This window comes from Streptomyces hamibioticus, from assembly GCF_047946815.1.
Lineage (GTDB): Bacteria > Actinomycetota > Actinomycetes > Streptomycetales > Streptomycetaceae > Streptomyces.
The window spans coordinates 2960885-2985228 of record NZ_JBKKQY010000001.1 but is presented as its reverse complement, the minus strand read 5'-3'; the positions used below and the strand labels follow the sequence as shown (position 1 = coordinate 2985228).

Genomic DNA, 24344 nt, shown 5'->3' with positions numbered 1-24344 from the left:
GATCGCTAGGGTGCTCGGCATGAGCATCATCGGCGTCGGGATCGACGTGGCCGAGATCGACCGTTTCGCGGCCTCGCTGAAGCGGACGCCCGGGCTGGCCGGACGGCTGTTCCTGGAGAGCGAGTTGCTGCTGCCCAGCGGTGAGCGCCGGGGCGTCGCCTCGCTCGCCGTCCGCTTCGCCGCCAAGGAGGCGCTGGCCAAGGCGCTGGGCGCGCCGGCGGGGCTGCACTGGACGGACGCCGAGGTGTACGTCGAGGACAGCGGGCAGCCGCGGCTGCGGGTGACGGGGACGGTGGCGGCGCGGGCTGCGGAGCTGGGAGTGACGTCCTGGCACGTGTCGCTGAGCCATGACGCGGGCGTGGCCTCGGCGGTGGTGATCGCGGAGGGATGACGGACATACCGATGGTCGCCGTCCCGGCGGGGCACGTGACGCTGTCCGACCGGCGGACGCAACGGAGCTGGACGGTCGGCCTCCCGCCGTACCGGATCGGATCGGTCCCGGTCACGCGGGGGCTGTACGCGCAGGTCACCGGGCGGCAGCCCGGCGTCGCCCAGGAGGACCGGCGGCCCGCCGAGGACGTCTCCTGGACGGACGCGGTCCGCTTCTGCAACGCCCTGTCCGCGCGCGAGGGCCTGCGGCCCGCCTACCGGGTGGACGCCGACGGCGGAGGCGCCACGTGGGACGCCTCCGCCGACGGGTACCGGCTGCCGACCGAGGCCGAGTGGGAGTACGCCTGCCGGGCCGGGACCTCCGGGCCGCGGTACGGCCCGCTGGAGGAGATCGCCTGGTACCGGGGGAACTCCGGCGGACGCGTGCGCGAGGCGGGCGGCCGGCGGCCCAACCCCTGGGGCCTGTACGACATGCTCGGCAACGTCTGGGAGTGGTGCTGGGACCTCTACGACCCCGAGGTCTACGGCACCTACCGGGTGCTGCGCGGCGGCGGCTGGTTCGACGAGCACTGGAGCTGCCGGGCCTCCGTGCGCCGTCGCAGTCACCCGGCCCTCGCCCTCGACGACGTGGGGTTCCGCCTGGCGAGGTCCGCGGCGGTGACGGCGCCTCAGCAGATCGACTGACTGCTGTTCACCAGCCGGTTGTTGCGGAACGTCGTGTTCTCACCGCACGGGCTCTCCCGGATCGAGGTGTCCGTCACCGTGAGGTTCTGGATGGTGATGTCCCGGTTGTTCGGGAACTCCGAGCGCGCCGCCAGCCGGATCTCGCCGCCGCCGGTGACGGTGCCGCTCTGCGCGGCGAGGGTGACGTTGGAACAGTTCTCGATGAGGACCGCGTTGTTGCCGGTGCGCGAGAGCGTCACCCGGTCGATCACCGCCCCGCCGCTCTCCGAGACGCAGAACACCCCGCGGCCGCCGCCGCGCGCGATCACCTCGCCGACCCGGATGTTGACGGGGTATCCACTGCCGATCCGGCCGTTGCGGTTGGCCATGCGGAAGGCCGCGTAGCCGGTGCCCGTGCCGGCGTTCTCCGCGTCGACCCGCGCGACCGTCGCGTTGATCGTCTGGTTGAGCAGCAGCCCCGATCCGCCCACGTCGCGGACGGTGACCGTGCCGACGGCGAGGCCGTCCACGCCGTACGTCTCCACGGCGTGGGTGGAGGAGCCGGAGACGTACACGTCGTCGATGCGGATGTTGCGCGTCCACCGGCTGGTGTCGCCGCGGTTGTCGATGCGGACGCCGAGGCCGGAGGAGAGGCGCATGTCGATCTGACCCAGGGTCACGTTCTCGACGTTGCGCAGGAAGATGCCGTAGAGGGGCCTGCCGGTGACGTTCAGGTGCTGGATCTCCACGTCCCGGGTGCCGCGGGAGTAGACCGGCGCCTGGTCGCCGGAGCCACTGCCGGTGACGTCGATCGTGCCGCAGACGTCGAGGACGGTGTAGCTGGGCAGGGAGATGCGGGAGCCGGCGGAGACGGTGCCCGAGCCGCGGACCACGACCCGCTCCTTGCTCGTGCGGCCGGACGACAGGCTGTTCACCGCCGCCTGGACGGCCGCGCGCATGTCACCGCCGGTGTACACGACGGTGCCGCCGCGGCGGGACGTCCAGGTGCTGCCGCTGCGGACGGCCTCGGCCTGGTAGGAGCCCTCACCGCAGGCGGCGAGCGTGCGGGCGGGGGCGAGGGCGGTGGAGGCTTGGGTGGTCGCGGTGGCGGGGGCGGTCAGGGTTGCCGCCGTGGTGAGGAGGGCTGTGGCGCCGACAGCGGTGAGGAGTGCGGCTCTGCGTGCCATGGGGGGTCCGTCCTCTCATCGAACCGATTCGACTGAATCGATTCATCCGTGGGGGCCGGTGAGTGTGGCAACGGGGTGGCGAAGCGTCAAGGCTTGGGACGGAGTTGGACGCGTTTCCCGGGGACGGGGAAGACTCTGCGGCATGCGTACTGCGTACAGCGTGGAGACGGTCAGGACGGCCGAGCGGGAGCTGATGGCACGGCTGCCCGAGGGGGCGTTGATGCAACGCGCGGCGGCCGGGCTCGCCGCCGCCTGCGCGGACCTGCTCGGCCGGGTGTACGGCCGCCGGGTCGTGCTGCTGGTCGGCAGTGGCGACAACGGCGGCGACGCCCTGTACGCCGGGGCCCGCCTCGCCCGGCGCGGGGCCGGGGTGACGGCGGTGCCGCTCGCGCCGGAGCGCGCGCACGCCGGCGGGCTCGCCGCGCTGCGCCGGGCCGGCGGGACCGTCGCGGCCCGGGGCGCCGCCGAGGACCTGATCGGACGGGCCGACCTCGTGGTCGACGGCATCGTCGGGATCGGCGGCAAGGGCGGCCTGCGGCCGGAGGCCGAGTCGCTGGCCGGGGCCGCCGAGCGGTCCGGCGCCGCCGTCGTCGCCGTCGACCTGCCGAGCGGCGTCGACGCGGACACGGGGGAGGTGCACGGGGCGGCGCTGCGGGCCGACCTGACGGTGACGTTCGGGACGCACAAGCCGGGCCTGCTGATCGATCCGGCGCGGGAGTACGCCGGGTCGGTGCGGCTGGTGGACATCGGGCTGGCCCTGCCGGACGACGCCGCCGTCCTGGAGGCGCTGCAGCACGCGGACGTCGCCCGGCTGCTGCCGGTGCCGGCGGCCGAGAGCGACAAGTACCGGCGCGGAGTGGTGGGCATCGCCGCCGGGTCCGCCCGCTATCCGGGCGCGGCCGTCCTCGCGGTGTCGGGGGCGCTGCGCGGCGGGGCCGGGGCGGTGCGGTACGTCGGTCCGGCCGGGGACGCCGTGATCTCCCGCTTCCCCGAGACCCTCGTGTCCGACCGGGGCCCGAAGCACGCCGGGCGGGTCCAGGCGTGGGTGGTCGGGCCGGGCGCCGGGGACGACGCCGGCACCGTCGCCGAGGTGCTCGCGGCACAGGTGCCGGTGCTGATCGACGCGGACGGCCTGCGGCTCGCCGACCGGGAGGCCGTACGGGCCCGCACCGCACCGACCCTGCTGACCCCGCACGCCGGCGAGGCCGCCGCGCTGCTCGGCGTGAGCCGTGAGGAGGTCGAGGGCGCACGGCTGTCCGCCGCCCGCGAACTCGCCGCGCGCTACTCCGCCACGGTCCTGCTCAAGGGCTCGACCACGCTGATCGCCGCCCCGGACGGCGGCCCCGTGCGGGCCAACGCCACCGGCACGCCGTGGCTGGCCACGGCCGGGAGCGGTGACGTGCTGTCCGGCCTGGCCGGCTCCCTGCTGGCGGCGGGCCTGTCCGCCCGCGACGCGGGCAGCGCGGCCGCCTACCTCCACGGCCTCGCGGGCCGCTTCGCGGCTGAGGGGGCGCCGGTGGGGGCGCATGACGTGGCGGGGGCGGTTCCGCGCGCGTGGCGGGATGTGCGGGACTCCGCGGGAGCGCGGGACGCGCGGGGCTGACGGTGCGCTGGGCCGACTGCCGGCTGCCCACTGCCGGCTGCCGGCTGCCGGCGGGCGCCGGGGCCTTGGGAGCGAGTGTGCGCGGCGGCGGGGCGTTGCGGGCTGGTGTGCGGCGGGCCCCGCTTCCGCCGCCCGCGCGGGACTGCGCCGGTCGCCCGCGCGGGACTGCGCCGGTCGCCCGCACCCGTGCTCGTCGCCTTGGGCGTGGGCGGCCGCCTGCGTGCGGGGCCGCGCGGGCCGGTCCCGGTCGGCACGGAGGCGTGACCCAGGCGAAGGGGCACCGCAACGGGTCCGGGAACTGCGGACCTGCGTGCCGATGCCTTGATCGGGCGAGCGGCCGCGGCTCCCGCCGGCGTCTGCGCACCGACGCCGTCCGCGCCGATCGGCGTAGGCGGCCCCGGCCCGGAGGCGGGCCCGACGGCGCGACGGCTCGGGGAGTGCGGCGAAATGGGCTGCGCCCCGGCACACAGGCAGTGCCCCCGGCACACAAGCAGCGCCCCGGCACAATCGCGGTGTCTCCGGCCACAGGCGCGCGAAACGGCCGCTCCACCGGCCCTCCCGCCCCCTTCCCGTGCCTCTGGCCATGGTGCTGTCCGGCCCCTCTGAGACACTGGGCCCACCATGAGTGAGACAGCAGTCCAGCGGACCGCGGCTCTGCGGGCCCGTGTCGAGATCGATCTGGCCGCCCTGCGGGCCAACGTGCGGACCCTGCGGGTCCTGGCGCCCGGCGCGGCCCTGATGGCCGTGGTCAAGGCCGACGGGTACGGGCACGGGGCCGTGCCGTGTGCCCGTGCGGCCGTCGCCGCGGGGGCGACCTGGCTGGGCACCGCCACCCCGGAGGAGGCGCTCGCGCTGCGCGCCGGGGCCGGGCTGCCGGACGACGTCCGGATCCTGTGCTGGCTGTGGACGCCGGGCGGCCCCTGGCGGGAGGCGATCGACGCCGGCCTCGACGTCTCCGTCAGCGGGATGTGGGCCCTGGACGAGGTCACGGCGGCCGCGCGGCTCGCCGGGCGTCCCGCGCGCGTGCAGCTCAAGGCCGACACCGGGCTCGGGCGCAACGGCTGCCAGCCGGGGGAGGACTGGTCCCGGCTGGTCGGCGAGGCCCTGCGCGCCGAGGCCGAGGGGCTGCTCCACGTCACCGGGCTGTGGTCCCACTTCGCCTGCGCCGACGAGCCCGGGCACCCGTCGATCGCCGCCCAGCTCACCCGCTTCCGGGAGATGACGGCGTACGCCGAGGAGCGGGGCCTGCGCCCCGAGGTACGGCACATCGCCAACTCCCCGGCCACGCTCACCCTCCCCGAGACCCACTACGACCTCGTCCGCCCCGGCATCGCGATGTACGGCCTCTCGCCCAGCCCCGAGCTGGGCACCTCCGCCGACTTCGGGCTCCGCCCGGTGATGACGCTGTCCGCCTCGCTCGCGCTGGTCAAGCACGTCCCCGGCGGCCACGGCGTCAGCTACGGGCACCACTACACCACCCCCGGTGAGACCACCCTCGGCCTCGTCCCCCTCGGCTACGCCGACGGCGTCCCACGGCACGCCTCCGGCACCGCGCCCGTCCTGGTCGAGGGCAAGTGGCGTACGGTCGCCGGGCGGATCGCGATGGACCAGTTCGTGGTCGACCTCGGCGGCGACGAGCCCGCGCCGGGCGCCGAGGCCGTCCTGTTCGGACCCGGCGACCGCGGCGAGCCCACCGCCGAGGACTGGGCCCAGGCCGCCGGCACCATCGGGTACGAGATCGTCACGCGCATCGGAACCCGCGTCCCGCGCGTCTATGTCGGTGAGTGACCGACACGGGGGACGTCTTCATGTGCATGATGCACGCGTTCCGGTGAATCAGGAACAACAAGAGGGGTCACCCGGACAGGGGTCGGCGAAGGGGAGCGGTACGTGAGCGAGAGCAGCGGGGAGGCCGTCGCGGACGTCGCCGCGGCGGCCGTCGCCTCCGCCGCGGAGGCCGCCACCGAGGTCGCCGCCGGCGGCTGGCGCCGGGCGACCGGCATCGCGGGCGTCGCCATAGGCGTCGTCGCGGCGGGCGCGGCGGCAGGCGTCGCGATAGAACGGCTCACCGTCGGCCGCGGGATGCGCCAGAGGGCCCGGCTCGCCCTGGACGCCGCGGGCCCCTACGGCGCCCTGCGCGGCAGGCCCGGCCGGGCGTACGCCGACGACGGCACCGAGCTGTACTACGAGGTCGACGAGGCCGAGCCGGAGGGCGGACCGGCCCCGCGCCGCCGGCGCCTCTTCGGCCGCAAGGCCCCCGCCCCCGTCACCGTCGTCTTCAGCCACGGCTACTGCCTCAACCAGGACTCCTGGCACTTCCAGCGCGCGGCGCTGCGCGACGTCGTCCGCACCGTGCACTGGGACCAGCGCAGCCACGGCCGCTCCGGGCGAGGGGCGGCGCAGGCGCGCGGCGAGCAGCCGGTCACCATCGAGCAGCTGGGCCGGGACCTGAAGGCGGTCATCGACGACGCCGTGCCCGAGGGGCCGATCGTGCTGGTCGGGCACTCCATGGGCGGCATGACGGTGATGGCGCTGGCCGACCAGTTCCCCGAGCTGGTCCGCGACCGGGTCGTCGGCGTCGCCCTCGTCGGCACGTCCTCGGGAGGGCTCGGCGAGGTCAACTTCGGACTGCCGGTGGCCGGCGTCAACGCGGTGCGGCGGTTCCTGCCGGGCGTGCTGAAGGCGCTGGGGCAGCGGGCCGAGCTGGTGGAGAAGGGGCGCCGGGCGACGGCGGACCTGTTCGCCGGGATCATCAAGCGCTACTCGTTCGCCTCCCGGGACGTCGATCCGGCCGTGGCCAGGTTCGCCGAGCGGATGATCGAGTCGACGCCGATCGACGTGGTCGCCGAGTACTACCCCGCCTTCGACGACCACGACAAGAGCGAGGCCCTCGCCCGCTTCGCCGGCCTGCCCGTGCTGGTGCTGGCCGGGGTGCAGGATCTGGTCACGCCGAGCGAGCACAGCGAGGCCATCGCCGACCTGCTGCCGGACGCCGAACTGGTACTGGTCCCGGACGCCGGGCACCTGGTGATGCTGGAGCACCCCGAGGTGGTCACCGACCGCCTCGCCGACCTGCTCGCCCGCGCCCACGAGAAGGCACGCAGCGCGGCCGTGTGAGGGCGGACGGGTGAAGGCGGCGGCAGGCGGGTGGGCCGTGCCCGCAGGGGCTACCGTTGATGGCTATGGAAGCACCGGCAGCACCGCACGACCCGGCTGGCCCCACGCCCGTCGAGATCACCGTCACCTCTCCCGACCAGATGCGCGAGCTGGGCCGCAGGCTCGCCGAACTGCTGCGCGCCGGCGACCTGGTGATGCTCACCGGGGAGCTGGGCGCGGGCAAGACGACGCTGACCCGCGGGCTCGGCGAGGGCCTCGGCGTGCGCGGCGCCGTCACCTCGCCGACGTTCGTGATCGCCCGCGTGCACCCTTCCCTCGGGGACGGCCCGCCGCTGGTCCACGTCGACGCCTACCGGCTGTCCGGCGGGCTGGACGAGATGGAGGACCTCGACCTGGACGTCTCGCTGCCCGAGTCGGTGATCGTCGTGGAGTGGGGCGAGGGCAGGTTCGAGGAGCTGACCGAGGACCGGCTCCAGCTGGTGATCCACCGGGCCGTCGGCGACACGACGGACGAGGTGCGGCACGTGACGCTGACCGGCGTCGGCGAGCGTTGGGCCGGGGTCGGCCTCGGCGTACTCACGGCCTGAGCGACGGCCCGCCCGCCGGGAGCGCCGGGAGCCTCCGGGTGCGCCGGGAGCCTCCGGGAGGGCGGGGCGCCAGGATCCTCCGGGAGCGGCAGGAGCGGCAGGAGCGGCAGGAGCGGCAGGAGCGGCAGGAGCGGCAGGAGCGGCAGGACGCGACGCCCCGGGAGCGCCGGGATTCCGACAGGCCGTCGGCAAGATATTGCCTTCGGTGCCGTCGACGTGGTCCTATGGTACTCAGCGTGTAGTTAGGTATGCCTAACTAGCTCCGCCCCCGATCACCAGGAGGCGTCCATGTCGGTTTCCCAGCCCAAGGCCCAGACGCGGCCGGACCCGGTGCCCGGGGTGTCCATGCACGACCTGCTCGCCGCCTGCGCCGCGGCGACCGCGGTGTCCACGCCCCCGCGCGTTCCCGAGCCGCAGCGGCCGGAGGCGGCGCCGGACGCGCGGCGCGAGGCCGCGTAGCGCTCCGCGCCGGGGCGCCGGTCGCCCGCGCCCGCGCGGCGGACCCGCACGCCGACACGGCCATGTGTGCCGCACCGGGGCGCCGCCCTGCCCCGCGTCAGCGGATCACGACGACCTTCCGCCCGATCGTCGCGAACTTCCACATCGCCTCGCCGTCCGCCCGTGACTCGCGGATGCCGCCCGTCCGGACGCTCGGGTCGAGCCGCGGCGTCGAGCCGTCCACCGCCGCGCTGAACCCGATCACCACGCCGTCGACGTCGGCGAAGCGCACGACGTGCTCGACCGGGATGCCGTCGGACCCGGTGACCCTGCCGGAGCGGGAGGTGACCGCGTACGTGCCCGGCGCCGGGTCGACCGTGCTGGGGGTGACCTTGAACGTGCGCCGCACCGTGTTGCCCGCGCCGACCAGCCACACCCGGTCGTCGTCCACCGAGTACACCACCCGTTCACCCGTTCCGGACCCGGCGGGCAGGGCGGTCGGGTGCCGTCTGTCGCGCGGTGCCTTCGAGGCGCCGGGCGCCGGGGACGCGGTCGCCTGCGGCTTGCCCAGGCTGGGCGGGACCGTCGCGGAGGCCCGGTAGGCGAGGACACCGACCGTCACCAGGGCCGCCGCGGTGAGCCCGGCCACGAACCCGGAGCTGCTGCTTGCCACTGGGGACCACCTCGGTGTCATACGTCGTGCGTCGTGCGGTTCGCGGCATTCCTACCACTTCCCGGCGACGGTAGCAGCAGGTGACCGCCCGGCCGGGGCGGCCGACACGGGGTCCGACGGCGGGCCCGGGGCGCCGTAGGCTGTTTGCGTGCTCTTGCTCGCTCTGGATACCGCCACCCCCGCCGTCACCGTCGCGCTGCACGACGGCACGGACGTCATCGCCTCCGCCGGCCAGGTGGACGCGCGCCGGCACGGTGAGCTGCTGCTGCCGGCGATCGACCGGATGCTCGCCGAGACCGGCCTGCGGCTCGACGCCGTGACCGCGATCGTCGCCGGCACCGGCCCCGGCCCCTACACCGGGCTGCGCGTCGGCCTGATGACCGCGGACACCTTCGGCCTCGCGCTCGGCGTGCCCGTGCACGGCGTGTGCACGCTGGACGGCCTGGCGTACGCCGCCGACCTGGAGGGCCCCTTCGTCGTGGCGACCGACGCCCGCCGCAAGGAGGTCTACTGGGCCCGGTACGCCGACTCCCGCACCCGCCTGACCGACCCGGCCGTCGACCGCCCCGCCGACATCGCCGAGCAGGTCGAGGGCCTGCCCGCGGTCGGCGCCGGCGCGCTGCTGTACCCGGACACCTTCCCCAAGGCGCACGAGCCCGAGCACGTGTCCGCCGCCGCCCTGGCGCGGCTGGCCGCCGAGCGGCTCGCGGCCGGCGAGGAACTGCCCGCGCCCCGGCCGCTGTACCTGCGCCGCCCCGACGCCCAGGTCCCGAAGAACTACAAGGTGGTCACCCCCAAGTGACCGAGTCAGACACTGCCGTACTGCGCGAGATGCGCTGGTGGGACATCGACCCCGTGCTCGAACTGGAACGGGAGCTGTTCCCCGAGGACGCCTGGTCGCGCGGCATGTTCTGGTCCGAGCTGGCCCACGCGCGCGGACCGCGGGCCACCCGCCGGTACCTGGTCGCCGAGGACGGCGGCCGGATCGTCGGGTACGGCGGTCTGGTCGCCTCCGGTGCTGCGTCCGATGGCGGCTCCGCCGCGGTGGGCGACGTGCAGACCATCGCCGTCGCCCGCGACCACTGGGGCACCGGACTCGGCTCCCGGCTGCTGACCGAGCTGCTGCGGGCGGCGACCGCCTTCGAGTGCGCCGAAGTGATGCTGGAGTGCCGGGTCGACAACGTCCGCGCCCAGAAGCTCTACGAGCGCTTCGGCTTCGAGCCCATCGGCTTCAGGCGCGGCTACTACCAGCCGGGGAACGTGGACGCCCTGGTGATGCGCCTGACCGACCCTTCCACTTCCGTACCGGGAACCGAACGAGGAACCGAGACCAATGGCTGACTCACGCGACGAGCCTCTCGTGCTGGGGATCGAGACCTCCTGCGACGAGACCGGTGTCGGCGTCGTCCGCGGCACCACCCTGCTGGCCGACGCCGTCGCCTCCAGCGTGGACGAGCACGCCCGCTTCGGCGGCGTCGTCCCGGAGGTCGCGAGCCGCGCCCACCTGGAGGCGATGGTCCCCACCATCGACCGCGCGCTGAAGGAGGCCGGGGTCAGCGCCCGCGACCTCGACGGCATCGCCGTCACCGCCGGCCCCGGCCTGGCCGGCGCCCTGCTGGTCGGCGTCTCGGCGGCGAAGGCGTACGCCTACGCGCTCGGCAAGCCGCTCTACGGCGTCAACCACCTCGCCTCGCACATCTGCGTCGACCAGCTGGAGCACGGCAGGCTGCCCGAGCCGACGATGGCGCTGCTGGTCTCCGGCGGTCACTCCTCGCTGCTGCTCTCCTCGGACATCACCTCCGACGTCCGCCCGATGGGCGCCACCATCGACGACGCGGCCGGCGAGGCCTTCGACAAGATCGCCCGGGTGCTGAACCTCGGCTTCCCCGGCGGACCGGTCATCGACCGCTACGCGCGCGAGGGCGATCCGGCCGCGATCGCCTTCCCGCGCGGGCTGACGGGGCCGCGCGACCCGGCGTACGACTTCTCCTTCTCGGGGCTGAAGACGGCCGTGGCCCGCTGGATCGAGGCCAAGCGGGCGGCGGGGGAGGAGGTGCCGGTGCGCGACGTGGCGGCGTCCTTCCAGGAGGCGGTCGTGGACGTGCTGACCCGCAAGGCGGTGCGGGCCTGCAAGGACGAGGGCGTCGACCACCTGATGATCGGCGGCGGCGTCGCCGCCAACTCGCGGCTGCGGGCGCTCGCCCAGGAGCGCTGCGAGGCGGCCGGCATCCGGCTGCGCGTGCCGCGGCCCAAGCTCTGCACGGACAACGGCGCGATGGTGGCCGCGCTCGGTGCCGAGATGGTCGCCCGGGGCCGGTCCGCGTCGTCCTGGGACCTGTCGGCGGACTCGTCGCTGCCGGTGACGGACCCGCACGTCCCGGGCCACGACCACGTGCACGAGGTCGGCGAGGAGAACCTGTACTCGTGACCGTCGCGCTGATGTGGGAGGCGCGGGCCGTGCCCGGCCGGGGCGCCGAACTGCTGGCCTGGGCGCGGGGGCGGGAACTCGCCGGCGAGCCCCTGCGCCGGGAGACCCTCCGCGCCCCGCAGGACCGCGTCCTGGTAGTCACCTGGTGGGACGCGGAGTACGACGCCGACCTGCCCGAGCTGCCCGAGCCGCCCGCGGACCTGGTGACCCGGGCGGTGCACCGCTGGCGGTTCGAGTCGGTGGCCACCGAGGAGGCCGCCGGGCAGCCCTGCGAGCAGTCCGCCGGTCAGCCCGCCGAGTAGGCCGCCGGGGGCCCGCCGGCGTCATGCTTCCGGGACGACCTCCGTCGCGCAGCGCAGCCGCCGGTCCGGGCCCAGGACGCGTTCCGGCCCGGTCAGGGTCAGGTGGGCCGTGTGGCGTACGTCCGTGCTGGACGCGGCCAGCCGCAGTTCGAGGGCCCCGGGCTCGACCACCCGGCGGCCGGTGCGGTCGGTGAACGCCGCCAGGTCGGCGTGGCAGCGGAAGGTGACGCGGGCGCCCGCACCGGGGGCCAGCTCCAGCCGCCGGTAGCCGATCAGGCGGACGTCCGGGCGGGTCACGCTCGCCACCGGGTCGTGCAGATACAGCTGGACCACCTCGGCGCCCGCGCGGTCGCCGGTGTTGCGGACGGTCACCGCCACCTCGTACGTCCCGTCCGTGCCGACCTCGGGCGCGGGGCCGGTGAAGTCCCCCCACGCGAACGACGTGTACGAGCGCCCGTGCCCGAAGGCGTACAGCGGGGTCGGGTCCAGGTTGCTGACCTCGCCGGCCAGGCCCAGCGGGGGCTGGAGGTAGGTCCACGGCTGGCCGCCGGGCAGGTCGGGGATGCTCACCGGCAGGCGCCCGGAGGGGTTGACGCGGCCGGACAGCACGCCCGCCACCGCCGGGCCGCCCTCCTCCCCGGGGAAGAACGCCTGGACGGCGGCGCCCAGCCGGTCCCGCCAGCGGCCGAGCGCGTACGGCCGGCCGGTCAGCAGCACCAGGACGACCGGGACGCCCGTCGCCACCAGCGCGTCCAGCAGCGCGCCCTGCGCGCCGGGCAGCCCGAGGTCGGCCGCGTCGCAGCCCTCGCCGGAGGTGCCCCGCCCGAACAGGCCCGCCCGGTCGCCGAGGACGGCCACGCACACGTCCGCCTCGGCCGCCCGGGCCACCGCCTCCTCGAACCCCGAGGTGTCCGGGTCGGAGACCCCGCAGCCCGGTGCGAACGACACCTTGGCGTCGGGGAGTTCGGTGCGCAGCGCCTCCAGGACGGTGGGGATCTCGATGCCCGTGGCCACCTCGGGGTGGTGGGGCAGCACATGGGCCGGGAAGGAGTAGCAGCCGAGCATCGCGAGCGCGTCGGCCGCCCGGGGGCCCACGACCGCGATCCGGGTGTCGGGGGCGAGCGGGAGCACACCGTCGGGGTTGTCCAGGAGGACGACCGACTCCTCGGCGAGACGCCGGGCCAGGGCGCGGTTGGCGGGGGAGTCCAGGTCGACGGGGCCCCCGGGGGGCTCGGGGGCCCAGTCCTCGTCCAGCAGGCCCAGCTCGCACTTCTGCAGCAGCACCCGGCGGGCGGCCCGCTCCACCAGCTCCTCGGGGACCTCGCCCGCCGCGACGGCGTCCACCAGCGGCTGCCCGTAGCAGTCGAGCGTCGGCAGTTCCACGTCGATGCCGGCCGCGAGCGCCCGGTGCGCCGCCTCGGCGGGGGTGCCGGCGACGCGGTGCAGGCTCTGCAGGAAGCCGACGCCGAAGTAGTCGGCGACCACCGTGCCGGTGAAGCCCCACTCCTCGCGCAGCAGCCCGGTCAGCAGGGACGGGTCGGCCGAGGCGGGGACGCCGTCCGTCTCCGTGTACGCCGCCATCACCGAGCGCGCGCCGCCCTCGCGCAGCGCCATCTCGAACGGCGCCAGCGTGATGTCGGCGAACTCCCGCACACCGGCCCGGACGGGAGCCAGATTGCGGGCCCCGGCCGAGGCGGCGTACCCGGCGAAGTGCTTGAGCGTGGCGACGATGCCGGCCGACTCCAGCCCGCGCACATAGGCGGCGCCGATGGTGCCGACCAGGTACGGGTCCTCGCCGATGGTCTCCTCCACCCGGCCCCAGCGGGGGTCGCGGACGACGTCCAGGACGGGCGCCAGCCCCTGGTGCACGCCGACCGAGCGCAGGTCGTGGCCGATGCGCCGGGCCATCTCCTCGACCAGCTCCGGGTCGAAGGCGGCGCCCCAGGCCAGCGGTACCGGATAGGCGGTGGCCCGCCAGGCGGTGAAGCCGGCCAGGCACTCCTCGTGGGCGAGGGCCGGGATGCCGAAGCGGCCGGCGGCGGTGATGCGGCGCTGGGCGCGGGCCAGGGCCCGGGCGCCGACGGCCGGATCGACGGGGGCGGTGCCGAAGGGGCGGGTGAGCTGGCCCAGACCGTGGGCGATCAGTTCGTCCCAGTCGTGGTCGGCGGTCATCCGGTGCTGGAGCGGGGCGACGCCGTCGCCGTCCGTGGCGGCGCCCACCCACACGCCGTACAGCTGTGCGATCTTCTCCCGCGGGGTCATGCGGGCCAGGAGGTCGTCGACGCGGGCGGCGGCGGGCAGGGCGGGGTCACGCCAGGGCGCGGTGGTCATGGAACTCCTGTCGGGTGGGCTTGCCCTCTCACGAACGGCTCACGAACGGAATCTTCGAATGTTTCGAAGTTGAATCCGAATGTTCCGGGAACCTATTGGCGCTCCAGGGGCTTCGTCAAGAGGGGCGGCGGGGATACGATCGCCGCCATGACATCCCCCCAGCCCGCCGAAACCCGGACGCAAGGGCGGTCCGCGCAGACCGCGACCCTCGCCGAGATCGCCCGCGAGGCCGGTGTCTCGGCACCGACTGTTTCGAAGGTGCTCAACGGCCGGGCCGACGTCGCCCCGGCCACCCGGGCCCGGGTGGAGGAGCTGCTGCGGGCCCACGGCTACCGGCGCCGACGGGCGGAGGCGACCCGCTCGCCCCTGCTCGACCTGGTCTTCCACGAGCTGGAGAGCGCCTGGGCGATGGAGGTCATCCGGGGGGTGGAGAACGTCGCGCGGGACGCGGGCCTGAGCGTCGTGCTGTCCGAGAGTGCGGGGCGGCTGACGCCGGGGCGGACCTGGGCCGACCAGGTCGCCGCCCGCCGTCCGCACGGGGTGATCCTCGTGCTGTCCGGCCTGGACGACTCCCAGCGCGCCCTGCTGACCAGCCGCTCCATCCCGTTCGTGGTGATGGACCCGGCCGGCGACCCCGGCACGGACGTGCCGTCCATCGGTGCCACCAACTGGCAGGGCGGGCTGGCCGCCACCCGGCACCTGGTCGACCTGGGGCACACCCGGATCGGCGCCCTCACCGGACCGGCCCGGATGATGTGCAGCCGCGCCCGCGTCGACGGTTACCGGGCCGCGCTGGAGACGGCCGGTCTGCCGGTCGACCCGGGCCTGGTCCGGGCCGGCGACTTCCATCACGAGACCGGCTACCGCCAGGGCCTGGAGCTGCTGCGCCGCCCGGACCGGCCGACCGCGGTCTTCGCCGGCAACGACCTCCAGGCGCTCGGGCTGTACGAGGCGGCGCGGGAGCTGGGGCTGCGGATCCCGGAGGACCTGAGCGTGGTCGGGTTCGACGACCTGCCGGTGGCCCGCTGGGTGGGGCCGCCGCTGACGACGGTGCGGCAGCCGCTGACGGAGATGGCCGAGGCGGCGGCCCGGCTGGTCCTGGACCTCGGCCGCGAGGACGGCCCCGCGGCGGCGACCCGGGTGGAGCTGGCCACCAGCCTGGTGGTGCGCAGCAGCACGGCGGCGCCGGCGGCGGATTAGCCGCACCGGCTCGCCGAAGCCGGTCGGAGGGCTGCCCGAAACTTTCGGAGGGCCGAGGTGCGGCCGCCACCGGTCCACGCCCGTCCGGCCCCGCCTCGTCCCGAGAAGTCTGAGAATTTCCGCAGAAAAGGCGGCCGGGATCTCTCCCGGCAATAATTCGGACTTATGTTCCTTCCGGTGGGGGGTACTCGGGCGGGGACACCGCAGGACGGAAGCAGGGGCGGGCGTATGGGCGGGCAGCGGGCGAGGGTGCTGAAGGCCGCCGGCCTCACCCTGGCGGGTGCCCTGCTGCTGGGCATCGCGGCGGCGGGCTGGGCCTACTGGCACCTCAGTGAGAACATCAGGAGCGTCGACATCAACGGCGCGCTCGGCGACGACCGCCCGGCGAAACCGGTGGTCGCACCGTCCGCCTCGGCGCTGCCGACCGAGGCGCTGAACGTCCTGGTCCTCGGCTCGGACTCGCGCGGCGGCGCGGAGAACCGGAAGCTGGGCGGCGGCGACAGCGAGGGCGCCCGCTCCGACACGGCGATGGTCGTCCACATCGACGCGGGCCGTACCAGTGCCACCGTCGTGAGCATCCCGCGCGACACACTGGTCGCCCGCCCGTCCTGCCCGCTGCCGTCCGGGGAGCGGACCCGCGCGGCGCGCAGCGCGATGTTCAACTCCGCGTACGCGCTCGGCGGGCCGGTGTGCGCGGTGAAGACGGTCGAGTCGATGACGAACGTCCGCATGGATCACTACATCGAGGTCGACTTCGCCGGCTTCGCCAGGCTGGTGGACGCGCTCGGCGGGGTCACCGTCACCACCGAACAGGACATCGACGACGACAAGAGCCGTCTGCACCTGGAGGCGGGCACCCACCACCTCGACGGCACCGAGGCCCTCGGCCTCGCCCGCACCCGCTACGGCCTGGCCGGCGGCAGCGACCTGGCCCGCATAGAACTCCAGCAGAAACTGGTCAAGGCCCTGGTGGGGCAGGTCTCCGGCACCGACCTGCTCACCGACCCGGCCAGGCTCTACCGGGTCGCCGACGCCGTCACCGGCGGCCTCACCACCGACACCGGCCTGGACTCGCTGGGCGAGCTGACGAGCCTCGGCCGGAGCCTGGCGGACCTGTCGGCCGACGACGTGCGCACGGTGACGATGCCCGTGGTCCCGGCGCCGTCCGACCCCAACCGGGTGGTCGCGGACGAGCCGGAGGCGCGCGAGCTGTGGGAGTCCCTGCGCTGACCGGCCGTCAGGCCGCCGGCCGCCCGATCAGCATCGCCGGGGCGCCCGCCACCCGCGTCAGGAACACCGTCGCCGCGTTCGGCCCCTGCGGTTTGACCTTGCGCCGCAGCTCCTCCGGCTCGACCGCCGAGCCCCGCTTCTTCACGGTCAGCGTGCCGACCCCGCGCTCCCGCAGCAGCGCCTTCAACCGCTTGACGTTGAAGGGCAGATGGTCGGTGATCTCGTACGCCGTGGCGTACGGCGTCGGCCGCAGCGCGTCCGCCGTGACATAGGCGATGGTCGCGTCGAGCAGCCCGCCGCCGACCGACTCGGCGACCTCGGCGACCAGATGGGCGCGGATGACGGCGCCGTCGGGCTCGTAGAGGTAGCGCCCGGGCGCGCGGACCTCCGGATCGGGCAGGCCCCGGGAGACCAGCGTGCGCGGTCCCGGCAGCAGCGTCGCGCGCACCGCCCCGGGCTCGGTGCCGAACCACAGCACCGCCTCCTTCACGTCGCCGCCGTCCGAGATCCACTCGGCCTCGGCGTCCTCGGGCACCGCCTCGTGCGGGATGCCGGGCGCGACCTTCAGTGCGGCGGCCCGGGGTGCCGTACGGGCCGCCGCCACCGCCCAGGACAGCGGCGGAGAGTACGCCTCCGGATCGAAGATCCGGCCGCGACCGCCCCGCCGCGCCGGATCGGCGAACACGGCGTCGTACCCCGCCGTGTCCACCTCCGTCACGTCCGACTCCCGCACCTCGACGAGGCCGGCCAGCCCCAGCGCCTCGGCGTTCGCGCGCGCCGTCGCCGCCGTCACCGGGTCCCGGTCCACCGCCAGCACCCGGATGCCGGCCCGGGCCAGCGCGATGGCGTCCCCGCCGATCCCGCAGCACAGATCGGCGACGGAGGCCACCCCCAGCTCCCTCAGCCGCCCCGCCCGGTACGCCGCCACGCTCGCCCGCGTCGACTGCTCGACGCCGTTCGGGGTGAAGAACATGCGCTCCGCGTCCTCGGCGCCGAACTTGGCCACCGCCCGCTGCCGCAGCCGCGCCTGCCCGAGCGCCGCCGACACCAGGTGGGCGGGGTGGGTGCGGCGCAGCCGGGTGGCGACGGCCAGCTCCTCGGCGGGAGCGGTGCCGCGCACCTCGTCGAGGAGGGCGCGGCCTTCGGGGGTGCGGAGGGCGTCGAGGTCGTTCACCGGGTCATTGTGGGCCAGTCGGTGGACGGTGTGCCGCCCGCCGCGGTGTCGGGCCGGTCCCCGGGCCGTCGGCTGCGAGGATCCGGCCCCATGCGAGCAGTCGTACAAAATGACAAGAGTCGGGTGTTCTGGACTCCGGGTGCACGCGTCCGTGGCGGTCTCGCCGTGCTCGCCGCCGCCGCCCTTGCCGCGGGATGTGCCGGGGACGCCTCCGAGTCGCGGCCCGCCTCCGGTCAGCAGCCCCTCCAGGCGCCCCAGGCCCGCGCGCTGGACGCCTACGCCACCAAGCTGAAGGCCGCGTACACGGCCCGGGCCGCCGCCGCCAGGCGCTGGGGCCTGAAGAAGGTGCCGCTGGCGGCCCCGCCGCCGCCCGGGAGGAAGCCGGAGATCACCACGCGCAAGGGCTTCGAGGTCGACGACCACGCCGAGCGGGGCCTTCCGCCGGTCTTCACCACGATCCCCACCAAGCAGAAGATCGTCTTCCTCACCATCGACGACGGCGCCGAGAAGGACCCGGCGTTCCTGAAGATGATGAGCGAGCTGAAGATCCCGTACACCGCCTTCCTCAGCGACTACGTGGTGAAGGACGACTACGGCTACTTCAAGAAGATGCAGGCCCGCGGGGTCACCCTCAACAACCACACGCTCAGCCACCCCTACCTGCCCGGCCTGTCGTACGCGGCGCAGAAGCGCGAGATCTGCGGCATGCAGAAGGTCATCCGCGAGCACTACGGCAAGCGCCCCACCGTCTTCCGCCCGCCCTTCGGCAACTACAACGCGGACTCGCTGCGCGCCGCCAAGAGCTGCGGCATCAAGCACGTCCCGCTGTGGAACGAGGAGGTCTTCGTCGACCGCTGGGAGTACCGCGAGTGGGACCGGAAGATCCGCCGCGGCGACATCGTGCTCAGCCACTTCCGGGGCCGGGACGACTGGAAGGGCACCATGCCCGACATGGTCCGCCGCTTCCTGGACAAGGTCACCGCCGAGGGATACGCGGTGGCCCACCTGGAGGACTACCTGTGAGGCGGCGCCGGGTCCGGCGCCGGGCGGCCGGCACCGCCGTGGCGGCCCTGCTGCTCGCAGGCTGCGCCCAGGCGGCCGGCCCCGCCGCCCACGCGCCCGGGGACGCGGCGCAGGCCGCCGGCCGGGCGCAGGACCTCCCGCCCGTCGTGGACCACGTCCGCACCCGCGACAAGGTCGTCTTCCTCACCTACGACGACGGCGCCGAACGCCACCCGCACGTCACCGACCTGGTCCTGGCCCGGCGGCTCCCGGTCACCCTCTTCCTCACGGACACCGTCGCCGGACCGGCCTACGGCGACCTGGCGCGGCTGCGCTCGGTCGGAGCGAGCCTGCAGAACCACACCCTCGACCACCGCTCCCTGCGCGGCCTGCCCTACGCCGGCCAGCGCGCCGAGATCTGCGGCCAGCAGCGCAAGCTCAAGTCCCGCTTCGGCGTCCGCCCCCGTCTGCTCCGCCCGCCCCACGGCACCTACGACACGACGACCCTGCGCGCCGCCGCCGACTGCGGCATCACGGCGGTCGTCCTGTGGCGGGCACGGGTGACGGCCGACGGCGACTTCGCGTACTCCCGTGGGGAGCGCCGCCTGCATCCCGGCGACATCGTGGCGGTGACGGCGCCGGAGCGCACGCAGGAGCTGCTCCGGGAGATCGAGGAGAGGGGGCTGCGGGTGGGCCGCCTGGAGGACTACCTGTAGGCCGCCCCGCACCTCCGGCACTCGCCGCGGGGGTGTGCTGCGCGGGCGGACATTCACCGCGAACCCCGGCCGACGCGCCGCCGTCATTGGCACTCCGCTTGACCGAGTGCTAATCGCGGTCATAGTCTCGGCTCTGGCACTCCCCCTAGGAGAGTGCCAACAACGCGACGGGCAGGTCCGGCACCCGCGACGACGGATCGACCTGGTCGCCACCTCAGACAGTTAACCCCGTGAGATCTCCGAAGGGGGAGGTCGGATCGTGACGACCGCCAGCTCCAAGGTTGCCATCAAGCCGCTCGAGGACCGCATCGTGGTCCAGCCGCTCGACGCCGAGCAGACCACGGCCTCGGGCCTGGTCATTCCGGACACTGCCAAGGAGAAGCCCCAGGAGGGCGTCGTCCTGGCCGTGGGCCCGGGCCGCTTCGAGGACGGCAACCGCCTTCCGCTCGACGTCAACGTCGGCGACGTCGTGCTCTACAGCAAGTACGGCGGCACCGAGGTGAAGTACAACAACGAGGAGTACCTCGTCCTCTCGGCCCGCGACGTGCTCGCGATCGTCGAGAAGTAATTCACCCGAAGCACCCTGCTTTGAGCTGCGCCCCTGGCCCCCGCAATCGATAAGAAGCCGGGCGCCCGGGGCGCAGTGCCGTTCAACCCAGATTCCGGAAGAGGGCTCACGCTCCCATGGCGAAGATCCTGAAGTTCGACGAGGACGCCCGTCGCGCCCTCGAGCGCGGCGTCAACAAGCTCGCCGACACGGTGAAGGTGACGATCGGCCCCAAGGGCCGCAACGTCGTCATCGACAAGAAGTTCGGCGCCCCGACCATCACCAACGACGGTGTCACGATCGCCCGCGAGGTCGAGATCGAGGACCCGTACGAGAACCTCGGCGCCCAGCTGGTGAAGGAGGTGGCGACCAAGACCAACGACATCGCGGGCGACGGCACCACCACCGCCACCGTGCTGGCCCAGGCGCTGGTCCGCGAGGGCCTGAAGAACGTCGCCGCGGGTGCCTCCCCGGCGCTGCTGAAGAAGGGCATCGACGCGGCCGTCGCCGCCGTCTCCGAGGACCTCCTCGCCACCGCCCGCCCGATCGACGAGAAGTCCGACATCGCCGCCGTCGCCGCGCTGTCCGCCCAGGACCAGCAGGTCGGCGAGCTGATCGCCGAGGCGATGGACAAGGTCGGCAAGGACGGTGTGATCACCGTCGAGGAGTCCAACACCTTCGGCCTGGAGCTGGACTTCACCGAGGGCATGGCCTTCGACAAGGGCTACCTGTCGCCGTACTTCGTGACGGACCAGGAGCGCATGGAGGCCGTCCTCGACGACCCGTACATCCTGATCAACCAGGGCAAGATCTCCTCCATCGCGGACCTGCTGCCGCTGCTGGAGAAGGTCATCCAGGCCAACTCCTCCAAGCCGCTGCTGATCATCGCCGAGGACGTCGAGGGCGAGGCCCTGTCGACCCTCGTGGTGAACAAGATCCGCGGCACCTTCAACGCCGTCGCCGTCAAGGCCCCGGGCTTCGGCGACCGCCGCAAGGCGATGCTGCAGGACATGGCCGTCCTGACCGGCGCCACGGTCATCTCCGAGGAGGTCGGCCTCAAGCTCGACCAGGTCGGTCTCGAGGTCCTCGGCTCCGCCCGCCGGGTCACCGTCACCAAGGACGACACCACCGTCGTCGACGGTGCCGGCAAGAAGGAGGACGTGGAGGGCCGCGTCTCCCAGATCAAGGCCGAGATCGAGGCCACGGACTCCGACTGGGACCGCGAGAAGCTCCAGGAGCGCCTCGCCAAGCTGGCCGGCGGCGTGTGCGTGATCAAGGTCGGCGCCGCCACCGAGGTGGAGCTGAAGGAGCGCAAGCACCGTCTGGAGGACGCCATCTCCGCGACCCGCGCCGCGGTCGAGGAGGGCATCGTCTCCGGTGGTGGCTCCGCCCTGGTGCACGCCTCCAAGGTCCTGGAGGGCAACCTCTCCAAGACCGGCGACGAGGCCACCGGTGTCGCGGTCGTCCGCAAGGCCGTCGTCGAGCCGCTGCGCTGGATCGCGGAGAACGCGGGCCTGGAGGGCTACGTCATCGTCTCCAAGGTCAGGGAGCTGGAGAAGGGCAGCGGCTACAACGCCGCCACCGGCGAGTACGGCGACCTGGTCAAGGCCGGCGTCATCGACCCGGTGAAGGTCACCCGCTCCGCCCTGGAGAACGCCGCCTCCATCGCCTCCCTGCTCCTGACGACCGAGACCCTGGTCGTCGAGAAGAAGGAAGAGGAAGAGCCGGCCGCCGCGGGCCACGGCCACGGCCACGCCCACTGAGCGCACCGCTCGTGGTTCCACGAAGGCCCGGCACCCTCACGGGGTGCCGGGCCTTCGCCCGTACCGCAAGGAGGAGGCCGATGTCCGGGACCCCGTCCGGGACCCCGTCCGGCGACGGGATCACCGGCCGGGTGCTGGAGTGGCACGGCGAAGAGGGCTGGGGCGTACTCGTCTCGGACGCCCTCCCGGACAGGGTCTGGGCGCACTTCTCGGTGATCCTGGCCGACGGCTTCCGCGAGCTGACCGCCGGCCAGTGCGTCACCTTCTCGGGCGTCACCTTCTCGGCCGAGGAGACCGAGCAGGACGGGTTCCGCCGGCGCGCCGTCCGGGTCCGGCCGCGGAGCGGCGGTCCCGCCGGCCCGCACCGACGGACCCACGAGGAGACCGGGCCGGGCTACTCCTCGGCCCTGGACATCACCTTCGATCCCTGAGCCCGCCAGGCCGCGGAAGCACGCCCGGCCGCGGGACCCCGCCCGGCCGCGGAAGCCCCGGCCGCTACCGCGGCCCGTACTTCCGCCCCGTCTTCGAGGTGATCCCGCCCAGCATCCCCCGCGGCACCAGCTTGGTGGCGCCCATCAGCGCCTTGTAGCGCGGGTCCGGGACCGACAGGACCTTGCCGCGGGCCAGGTCGTCGAGGGCCGCCGCGACCAGCTTGTCCGCGTCGAGCCACATCCACTTCGGGATGTTGTCCGTGCCCATCCCGGCCCGCTGGTGGAACTCGGTGCGCACGAAGCCGGGGCACAGCGCCATCAGCCGTACGCCGCTGCCGGCCAGGTCCTTCGCCGCGCCCTGGGTGAACTGCACGACCCACGCCTTCGACGCCCCGTAGGTGCCGCGCGGCACGAACGCCGCGACCGAGGCGACGTTGACGACACCTCCGCGGCCCCGCTCCCGCATCGGCTCCACCGCCGCCGAGGTCAGCCGCAGCACCGCCTCGCAGTGCACCTTGAGCATGCGCAGTTCGTCCGCCATGGGTACGTCGAGATAGCGGCCCTTGTTGCCGAAGCCGGCGTTGTTGACCAGCAGGTCGACGGGGTTCTTCCGTTCGCCCAGCCGGTCGGCCACCGCGTCGATGCCGGCGTCCTCCGCCAGGTCGGCCGTCAGCACCTCCGCCTCGATGCCGTGCCGGTCGTGCAGTTCGGTCGCCTGCTCGCGCAGCCGCTTGGTGTCGCGGGCGACCAGCACCAGGTTGTGCCCGTCGGCCGCCAGCCGCCGCGCGAACGCGGCACCGATCCCCGCCGTCGATCCCGTAATCAGAGCCGTTGTCATGGCGCAAGAGTAGTTACCCGGAGTCGTGGCATCCGCTCACCGGTCGGCCCGGCCCGAGGAACCGGAGTGACCCGCGTGCCCCGGCGGGGTCCCCGCCGGCCGCCCCTGGTCGACCACCACGAACTGGCCCACATTCCTTCGTCTTCGTGGTACAGCAGATGACAGTGGTACATGTACGGCGTGTCGGGATCGGCCGGCCCGGTGAAGCGCAGCGCCAGCTTCATCGTCGTACCGTGCGGGACGAACACCGTGTCCTTCGGCCCGCGCAACGCGGGCGGCGGCGCCGCCCCGTTCACCTCCACCACACGGAACTGCACGTCGTGCACATGGAAGTTGTGGGGCATGCCGTTGGTGTTGCGCACCGTCCACACCTCCGTCGTGCCGCGCGTGATGGTCTCGTCGACACGGCCCATGTCCATCGACCGGCCGTTGATCCCGGACCGCTTCAGGTCGAAGTGGCGCCCGCGCACCGCCTCGCGGGCGTCCGGCAGCTCGGGTTCCGCGAGCACGGCGGGAAGCTCCGGCGAGGACCGCAGCCGCTCGGCCGCCCGCAGCTCCAGTACGTCGAGGGAGTCGTCGCCTCCGCCGAACCGCCGCTGCCACGCGTCCGCGTAGCCGCCGTGCGGGAAGCTGCGGAGCATCAGCCGCTCACCCGACTCCACCCGCACCACGATCTCGGCCCGCTCGCCCGGCGACAACCGCACCCGGTCCATCGCCGCCGGCCGCTCCAGCAGGCCGCCGTCCGTGCCGATCAGGGAGAAGTCGCGGCCGTCCGCGAACCCGAAGGCGTAGGTGCGCGCGGTGGACGCGTTGAGCAGTCGCAGCCGTATCAGCTCGTCGTGGACCTCCCGGTAGGGCGCAGCGTGCCGTTGACCACGGTCCGGTCGCCCAGGAAGCCCACGTTCTGCGTCACCCCGCGGTCTCCGGCCAGCCGTGCGCCGTCGAAGCGGACGTCCTGCACGACGACCGGCAGATCGTCGACGCCGTACCGCTTCGGCAGGGGCAGGCGCTCCGACCGCCGGTCGTCCAGCAGGAACAGGCCCGCCAGGCCGCGCCGGACGTGCTCCTCGGTCCTGCCGTGCGGATGCGGGTGGTACCAGAGCGCCGCCGCCGGCTGGTCAACCGTCCAGTGCGGGGTCCAGGTGGCGCCGGGGTCGATCATCTGGTGCGGGCCGCCGTCCATCCGGGCCGGCAGATGCATGCCGTGCCAGTGCACGGTGGACGGTTCGTCCAGGCCGTTGCCGATCCGTACCCGCACCTTCTCGCCGCGCTCCGCCCGCAGCGTCGGCCCGAGGTAGGAGCCGTTGAACCCCCAGGTCGGCGTCTTCACCCCGTCCCGGAACTCCGTTTCGCCGGCCTGCATGCGCAGGTCGAAGACGCGTGTGCCGTCCTTCTCGACGGTCGACCCGGCCGGCGGCGGTATCGCCAGCGGGTTGTCGAACGGCGCCCTGCCCACCGTGCTGACCTTCGCGTCGGTCCACAGCCAGGTGAACAGGGCGCCGACGGCCACCGCCGCCGCGGTGACCAGGCAACCGGCCAGGACGACCAGGCGCTTCCAGCGGAACCGGCGGGGCGGGGCGCCGGGCGGGCCGCCCCCGTCCGGCGCCCCGCCGCGGGACGTGTGACGAGTCATGCGTCGAGAGCCGTCGTCCGCGGCCCACCGGACATCGGGGACCGGCCCCCACCCGCCCCTGAGCCAACCCCCGCCCGCCGTCGGGGATTTC

Annotated in this window: 24 protein-coding genes and 1 pseudogene; 18 read left to right on the top strand and 7 right to left on the bottom strand. The window is 74.2% G+C overall.

The window, feature by feature from the left end:
- Nucleotides 1-19 precede the first annotated feature (19 nt).
- Together ACLGIH_RS13190 and ACLGIH_RS13185 are read left to right on the top strand one after the other, a co-directional pair.
- The gene (locus tag ACLGIH_RS13190) at nt 20-391 is read left to right on the top strand and encodes a holo-ACP synthase (RefSeq protein WP_416525452.1); all 372 of its coding nucleotides are present in this window, start codon (nt 20-22) and stop codon (nt 389-391) included.
- Complete coding sequence (locus ACLGIH_RS13185; RefSeq protein ID WP_416525451.1) at nt 388-1074, top strand: formylglycine-generating enzyme family protein; 687 nt, start codon at nt 388-390, stop codon at nt 1072-1074. The genes ACLGIH_RS13190 and ACLGIH_RS13185 overlap by 4 nt, the downstream gene beginning before the upstream one ends.
- Here the strand turns inward: ACLGIH_RS13185 and ACLGIH_RS13180 are convergent.
- The gene (locus ACLGIH_RS13180) at nt 1059-2240 is read right to left on the bottom strand and encodes a hypothetical protein (RefSeq protein ID WP_416525450.1); all 1182 of its coding nucleotides are present in this window, start codon (nt 2238-2240) and stop codon (nt 1059-1061) included. The two genes, ACLGIH_RS13185 and ACLGIH_RS13180, sit on opposite strands and share 16 nt — an antisense overlap.
- A gap of 142 nt (nt 2241-2382) precedes the next feature.
- Between ACLGIH_RS13180 and ACLGIH_RS13175 the strand changes: the two genes are divergently transcribed.
- The 5 genes and pseudogenes from ACLGIH_RS13175 to ACLGIH_RS13155 all read left to right on the top strand — a co-directional run bounded on the left by ACLGIH_RS13175 (nt 2383) and on the right by ACLGIH_RS13155 (nt 8006).
- Entirely contained in the window at nt 2383-3843 is a 1461-nt protein-coding gene (locus tag ACLGIH_RS13175) for an NAD(P)H-hydrate dehydratase (protein WP_416525449.1), read from the top strand.
- Nucleotides 3844-4464: 621 nt separating this feature from the next.
- Complete coding sequence (gene alr / locus ACLGIH_RS13170; RefSeq protein WP_416525448.1) at nt 4465-5631, top strand: alanine racemase; 1167 nt, start codon at nt 4465-4467, stop codon at nt 5629-5631.
- Nucleotides 5632-5733: 102 nt separating this feature from the next.
- Nucleotides 5734-7057: pseudogene (locus ACLGIH_RS13165) on the top strand (alpha/beta fold hydrolase); the annotation flags it as partial.
- The gene (gene tsaE / locus ACLGIH_RS13160) at nt 7026-7547 is read left to right on the top strand and encodes a tRNA (adenosine(37)-N6)-threonylcarbamoyltransferase complex ATPase subunit type 1 TsaE (RefSeq protein ID WP_416525447.1); all 522 of its coding nucleotides are present in this window, start codon (nt 7026-7028) and stop codon (nt 7545-7547) included. The pseudogene ACLGIH_RS13165 and the gene tsaE, both read left to right, overlap by 32 nt.
- A 288-nt stretch (nt 7548-7835) precedes the next feature.
- Nucleotides 7836-8006, top strand: coding sequence for a hypothetical protein (locus ACLGIH_RS13155; RefSeq protein ID WP_416525446.1), 171 nt, complete (start codon nt 7836-7838; stop codon nt 8004-8006).
- 97 nt (nt 8007-8103) lie between these two features.
- Here the strand turns inward: ACLGIH_RS13155 and ACLGIH_RS13150 are convergent, their stop codons facing one another.
- Nucleotides 8104-8658 (bottom strand): hypothetical protein, encoded by a 555-nt coding sequence (locus tag ACLGIH_RS13150; RefSeq protein ID WP_416525445.1) that lies wholly within the window; start codon nt 8656-8658, stop codon nt 8104-8106.
- Nucleotides 8659-8806: 148 nt separating this feature from the next.
- Here ACLGIH_RS13150 and tsaB point away from each other — a divergent pair, with 148 nt between their 5' ends.
- From tsaB to ACLGIH_RS13130, 4 genes are read left to right on the top strand one after another with little or no spacing between them, the layout of a single operon-like run.
- Nucleotides 8807-9460, top strand: coding sequence for a tRNA (adenosine(37)-N6)-threonylcarbamoyltransferase complex dimerization subunit type 1 TsaB (gene tsaB, locus ACLGIH_RS13145; protein ID WP_416525444.1), 654 nt, complete (start codon nt 8807-8809; stop codon nt 9458-9460).
- 29 nt (nt 9461-9489) lie between these two features.
- The gene (rimI, locus tag ACLGIH_RS13140) at nt 9490-9999 is read left to right on the top strand and encodes a ribosomal protein S18-alanine N-acetyltransferase (protein ID WP_416529368.1); all 510 of its coding nucleotides are present in this window, start codon (nt 9490-9492) and stop codon (nt 9997-9999) included.
- Complete coding sequence (gene tsaD / locus ACLGIH_RS13135) at nt 9992-11086, top strand: tRNA (adenosine(37)-N6)-threonylcarbamoyltransferase complex transferase subunit TsaD (RefSeq protein ID WP_416525443.1); 1095 nt, start codon at nt 9992-9994, stop codon at nt 11084-11086. The genes rimI and tsaD overlap by 8 nt, the downstream gene beginning before the upstream one ends.
- The gene (locus tag ACLGIH_RS13130; protein ID WP_416525442.1) at nt 11083-11388 is read left to right on the top strand and encodes a hypothetical protein; all 306 of its coding nucleotides are present in this window, start codon (nt 11083-11085) and stop codon (nt 11386-11388) included. Before tsaD ends, ACLGIH_RS13130 begins: the two co-directional genes overlap by 4 nt.
- A 21-nt stretch (nt 11389-11409) precedes the next feature.
- Here ACLGIH_RS13130 and ACLGIH_RS13125 read toward each other — a convergent pair whose 3' ends face one another.
- Nucleotides 11410-13719, bottom strand: coding sequence for a beta-xylosidase/alpha-l-arabinosidase (locus tag ACLGIH_RS13125; protein ID WP_416525441.1), 2310 nt, complete (start codon nt 13717-13719; stop codon nt 11410-11412).
- A 147-nt stretch (nt 13720-13866) separates the two neighbouring features.
- Here ACLGIH_RS13125 and ACLGIH_RS13120 point away from each other — a divergent pair, with 147 nt between their 5' ends.
- Together ACLGIH_RS13120 and ACLGIH_RS13115 are read left to right on the top strand one after the other, a co-directional pair.
- Nucleotides 13867-14919, top strand: coding sequence for a LacI family DNA-binding transcriptional regulator (locus ACLGIH_RS13120; RefSeq protein WP_416525440.1), 1053 nt, complete (start codon nt 13867-13869; stop codon nt 14917-14919).
- 228 nt (nt 14920-15147) lie between these two features.
- On the top strand, nt 15148-16149 hold the full coding sequence (locus tag ACLGIH_RS13115) for an LCP family protein (protein ID WP_416525439.1): 1002 nt from the start codon (nt 15148-15150) through the stop codon (nt 16147-16149).
- Between the two features lie 7 nt (nt 16150-16156).
- Here ACLGIH_RS13115 and ACLGIH_RS13110 read toward each other — a convergent pair whose 3' ends face one another.
- Nucleotides 16157-17323 (bottom strand): class I SAM-dependent methyltransferase, encoded by a 1167-nt coding sequence (locus tag ACLGIH_RS13110; RefSeq protein WP_416525438.1) that lies wholly within the window; start codon nt 17321-17323, stop codon nt 16157-16159.
- Nucleotides 17324-17413: 90 nt separating this feature from the next.
- Here ACLGIH_RS13110 and ACLGIH_RS13105 point away from each other — a divergent pair, with 90 nt between their 5' ends.
- From ACLGIH_RS13105 to ACLGIH_RS13085, 5 genes are all read left to right on the top strand, one after another.
- The gene (locus tag ACLGIH_RS13105) at nt 17414-18346 is read left to right on the top strand and encodes a polysaccharide deacetylase family protein (protein ID WP_416525437.1); all 933 of its coding nucleotides are present in this window, start codon (nt 17414-17416) and stop codon (nt 18344-18346) included.
- Nucleotides 18343-19041, top strand: coding sequence for a polysaccharide deacetylase family protein (locus ACLGIH_RS13100; protein WP_416525436.1), 699 nt, complete (start codon nt 18343-18345; stop codon nt 19039-19041). The genes ACLGIH_RS13105 and ACLGIH_RS13100 overlap by 4 nt, the downstream gene beginning before the upstream one ends.
- A 259-nt stretch (nt 19042-19300) precedes the next feature.
- Nucleotides 19301-19609: a co-chaperone GroES gene (groES, locus tag ACLGIH_RS13095; protein ID WP_416525435.1), complete on the top strand. Its 309-nt coding sequence runs from the start codon at nt 19301-19303 to the stop codon at nt 19607-19609.
- A 116-nt stretch (nt 19610-19725) separates the two neighbouring features.
- On the top strand, nt 19726-21351 hold the full coding sequence (groL, locus tag ACLGIH_RS13090; RefSeq protein WP_416525434.1) for a chaperonin GroEL: 1626 nt from the start codon (nt 19726-19728) through the stop codon (nt 21349-21351).
- A gap of 80 nt (nt 21352-21431) precedes the next feature.
- The gene (locus ACLGIH_RS13085; protein WP_416525433.1) at nt 21432-21782 is read left to right on the top strand and encodes a cold-shock protein; all 351 of its coding nucleotides are present in this window, start codon (nt 21432-21434) and stop codon (nt 21780-21782) included.
- A 64-nt stretch (nt 21783-21846) separates the two neighbouring features.
- Here the strand turns inward: ACLGIH_RS13085 and ACLGIH_RS13080 are convergent, their stop codons facing one another.
- The 3 genes from ACLGIH_RS13080 to ACLGIH_RS13070 form a co-directional block, all read right to left on the bottom strand.
- Nucleotides 21847-22620 carry an SDR family NAD(P)-dependent oxidoreductase gene (locus tag ACLGIH_RS13080; RefSeq protein ID WP_416525432.1) on the bottom strand — a complete coding sequence of 258 codons (774 nt, stop codon included), beginning with the start codon at nt 22618-22620 and terminating at the stop codon, nt 21847-21849.
- Nucleotides 22617-23333: a multicopper oxidase domain-containing protein gene (locus ACLGIH_RS13075; RefSeq protein ID WP_416525431.1), complete on the bottom strand. Its 717-nt coding sequence runs from the start codon at nt 23331-23333 to the stop codon at nt 22617-22619. Before ACLGIH_RS13075 ends, ACLGIH_RS13080 begins: the two co-directional genes overlap by 4 nt.
- 116 nt (nt 23334-23449) lie before the next feature.
- Nucleotides 23450-24253, bottom strand: coding sequence for a multicopper oxidase domain-containing protein (locus ACLGIH_RS13070; protein ID WP_416525430.1), 804 nt, complete (start codon nt 24251-24253; stop codon nt 23450-23452).
- Nucleotides 24254-24344: the final 91 nt, after the last annotated feature.

Bases quoted from the DNA above. Each gene is read 5' to 3' on its own strand.
- tsaD (WP_416525443.1), top strand. From the start codon at position 9,992: ATGGCTGACTCACGCGACGAGCCTCTCGTGCTGGGGATCGAGACCTCC.
- ACLGIH_RS13070 (WP_416525430.1), bottom strand. From the start codon at position 24,253: ATGACTCGTCACACGTCCCGCGGCGGGGCGCCGGACGGGGGCGGCCCG.
- ACLGIH_RS13175 (WP_416525449.1), top strand. From the start codon at position 2,383: ATGCGTACTGCGTACAGCGTGGAGACGGTCAGGACGGCCGAGCGGGAG.
- ACLGIH_RS13105 (WP_416525437.1), top strand. From the start codon at position 17,414: ATGCGAGCAGTCGTACAAAATGACAAGAGTCGGGTGTTCTGGACTCCG.
- rimI (WP_416529368.1), top strand. From the start codon at position 9,490: ATGCGCTGGTGGGACATCGACCCCGTGCTCGAACTGGAACGGGAGCTG.
- ACLGIH_RS13080 (WP_416525432.1), bottom strand. From the start codon at position 22,620: ATGACAACGGCTCTGATTACGGGATCGACGGCGGGGATCGGTGCCGCG.
- ACLGIH_RS13115 (WP_416525439.1), top strand. From the start codon at position 15,148: ATGGGCGGGCAGCGGGCGAGGGTGCTGAAGGCCGCCGGCCTCACCCTG.
- groL (WP_416525434.1), top strand. From the start codon at position 19,726: ATGGCGAAGATCCTGAAGTTCGACGAGGACGCCCGTCGCGCCCTCGAG.
- ACLGIH_RS13180 (WP_416525450.1), bottom strand. From the start codon at position 2,240: ATGGCACGCAGAGCCGCACTCCTCACCGCTGTCGGCGCCACAGCCCTC.
- ACLGIH_RS13155 (WP_416525446.1), top strand. From the start codon at position 7,836: ATGTCGGTTTCCCAGCCCAAGGCCCAGACGCGGCCGGACCCGGTGCCC.
- ACLGIH_RS13075 (WP_416525431.1), bottom strand. From the start codon at position 23,333: ATGGACCGGGTGCGGTTGTCGCCGGGCGAGCGGGCCGAGATCGTGGTG.
- alr (WP_416525448.1), top strand. From the start codon at position 4,465: ATGAGTGAGACAGCAGTCCAGCGGACCGCGGCTCTGCGGGCCCGTGTC.
- ACLGIH_RS13185 (WP_416525451.1), top strand. From the start codon at position 388: ATGACGGACATACCGATGGTCGCCGTCCCGGCGGGGCACGTGACGCTG.
- ACLGIH_RS13120 (WP_416525440.1), top strand. From the start codon at position 13,867: ATGACATCCCCCCAGCCCGCCGAAACCCGGACGCAAGGGCGGTCCGCG.
- ACLGIH_RS13190 (WP_416525452.1), top strand. From the start codon at position 20: ATGAGCATCATCGGCGTCGGGATCGACGTGGCCGAGATCGACCGTTTC.
- ACLGIH_RS13125 (WP_416525441.1), bottom strand. From the start codon at position 13,719: ATGACCACCGCGCCCTGGCGTGACCCCGCCCTGCCCGCCGCCGCCCGC.
- ACLGIH_RS13085 (WP_416525433.1), top strand. From the start codon at position 21,432: ATGTCCGGGACCCCGTCCGGGACCCCGTCCGGCGACGGGATCACCGGC.
- tsaE (WP_416525447.1), top strand. From the start codon at position 7,026: ATGGAAGCACCGGCAGCACCGCACGACCCGGCTGGCCCCACGCCCGTC.